Source organism: Henriciella sp., assembly GCF_049649345.1.
Lineage (GTDB): Bacteria > Pseudomonadota > Alphaproteobacteria > Caulobacterales > Hyphomonadaceae > Henriciella.
This window is the reverse complement of the sequence record NZ_JBARZC010000303.1, coordinates 1-2,042: the sequence shown is the minus strand read 5'-3', so window position 1 is coordinate 2,042 and position 2,042 is coordinate 1. Positions and strand designations below refer to the sequence as shown.

4 protein-coding genes are annotated in these 2,042 nt (G+C 63.1%); all 4 read right to left on the bottom strand.

The annotated features are described in order from the left end of the window. Positions 1–109 precede the first annotated feature (109 nt). Positions 110–262, bottom strand: a complete 153-nt coding sequence (locus tag WA989_RS08025) for a heme exporter protein CcmD (protein ID WP_424339982.1) — start codon at positions 260–262, stop codon at positions 110–112. Positions 263–271: 9 nt separating this feature from the next. Continuing rightward, on the bottom strand, positions 272–1,003 hold the full coding sequence (ccmC, locus tag WA989_RS08020) for a heme ABC transporter permease CcmC (protein ID WP_424339981.1): 732 nt from the start codon (positions 1,001–1,003) through the stop codon (positions 272–274). 21 nt (positions 1,004–1,024) lie between these two features. Beyond that, a complete protein-coding gene (ccmB, locus tag WA989_RS08015) occupies positions 1,025–1,687 on the bottom strand; it encodes a heme exporter protein CcmB (protein WP_424339980.1) in 663 nt (220 codons plus the stop codon). Next, positions 1,684–2,042: ABC transporter ATP-binding protein (locus WA989_RS08010; RefSeq protein ID WP_424339979.1), on the bottom strand; the 359-nt coding region annotated here is incomplete at its 5' end. The genes WA989_RS08010 and ccmB, both read right to left, overlap by 4 nt.

The following is a 2,042-nucleotide window of genomic DNA, read 5'->3' as shown; positions in this document are numbered from 1 at the left end:
CGGTCGGCCTTTGCTGTGAAACTGTCATCCTTGGGCCGCATCAGCTGGACCGCGCCGAGCGTCCCGAGGCCGACAAGAACGGCAAGCGGAAGAATGGCCTGCCAGCGCTTCATCTGGATGTCTCGGCCTGCAACCGCTCAAGCTTGCGTTTCGCCCGGTTCGCTCTCAACGCCGCATAGCCGAGCAGCAGGGCAGGGACAGAAAGTCCGATCGCATAGATCACCCAGATGAAAGCGGCATTGTCGTCAAAAGCTGGAAGCATGATCCGTCCCTAGTTCGCGGCGAGCTTGCGGGCAATCAGCACATCGCTGCGACGCTGCCAGACTTCAGCTCGCATCAGCATCATGGTGAGCGCAGAGAAAAAGATCAGATGGCCAAGCGCCCCGATCAGAAGCGGCGTGAGATAGACGGCCGGCATGGCTGGCCCGTCCATGCGCAGCACGCTCGGCCCTTGGTGGATCGAGGACCAGATATCGACCGAGAATTTGATCAGCGGCACATTGACCGCCCCGATCATGGCGAGGATGGCCCCCGCGCGAGCCGCTTTCTGTCGGGTCTCCATGGCGGCGCGCAGCGCCATATAGCCGAGGAACAGGAAGAACATGACCAGCACCGACATCATCCGCGCATCATCCCAGAGCCACCAGGTGCCCCAGGTCGGCTTGCCCCAGATCGATCCCGTCGCAAGGCACATCGCGGTATAGCCAGCCCCGATCGGCGCAATGGATTTGGCGGCCATGTCAGCCAGCTCATGACGCCAGATGAACCAGACGAAACTCGCAATGGCGAGGCTCATATAGCTTCCCATGGCGAGCCACGCAGACGGAACATGGATGAACATGGCGCGCATGATATCGCCGCCCTGATAATCATCCGGCGGCACCATCCAGAGGCCTTGCCAGACGCTGTAGGCGATCAGCACCAGGCCGAGCGCAAGGCAGACCGGCGCCAGCCAGCGCGACAGCGTCATGAAACGGTGTGGATTTGCGAATGCTGAAATCATTATCCCTCACATAACTCCCGCTCAGTCGACGGCCAAGCGCAACGCCGCAGAAGCACCTACAGGCGCAATGGCCAGCGCGAAAAGTGTCGATGCAGCAAGGAAAATAATATTTGGGCCTTCAAGCCCACTCTGAACTGACAGCGAACCGAAAATGGCAGTCGGAATGAAAAGGGGCAGAGCGAGCAGGGCGATCAGCAGGCCGCCGCGCGGAACGCTGGCAGCCAATGCGCCGGCCACGCCGCCCCACAGGAAGAAGGCAAGACCACCAAGCCCATAGGCAAGCATGGCGGAGACAAGCTGGTCGCCGGGCACCTGAAGCGTGATGCCGATCAGCGGTGTGAGCAGCACAAGCGGCAGGCCGGAGACCAGCCAGTGCGCAAGGATCTTGGCCCCTGCAATCAGGAAAAGCGGCGTTTCATCCTGCGCCCAGAGCTCAAGCGTGCCGTCTTCAAAGTCAGCCTGGAAGAGCCGCTCCATGGAGACGAGCGAAGCAAGGGCGAGAGCGACCCAGAGCACGCCTGTCCCGATGTCGGCGAGCTGGTCTGCATCAGACCCGATCGTGAAGGGCACGAGCATCGCCGCGCCTGCAAAGAAGCCGATGGGGAGGAGCGCGCCGGCCCCATTCGCCCAGGCTTCGCTGATGGCTTGCCGAAAAGCCGCGAGGATGGGGGAGGGAGCAGTCAAAGCACCACCTCCCGGCTCGCCGCGAATGGTGCGTCGCCATGCAGGGCCGCGATAACGCCGCCGCCGGACTGGCAGTGATGTTCGATCATGCGTGTCACGATTGTCCGGCCATCGGCATCGAGGGCGGTGAACGGTTCGTCCAGGAGCCAGATGGCCCGGTCGACCAGCTTCAGCCGGCCAATCGCGGTGCGTCTGCGCTGACCAGCCGAGAGCAAGCGGCCTGGCACGTCGATCGGCCGTTCCAGCCCCATGCCAGCCGCGATGGCCTGGGCGTCGGCGGCGCTGCCCCAGGCCCGGCCCCAATGGGCAAGATGCTGGCGGGGCGTCTCATATGGCTTTACGCCATCGCGGTGGC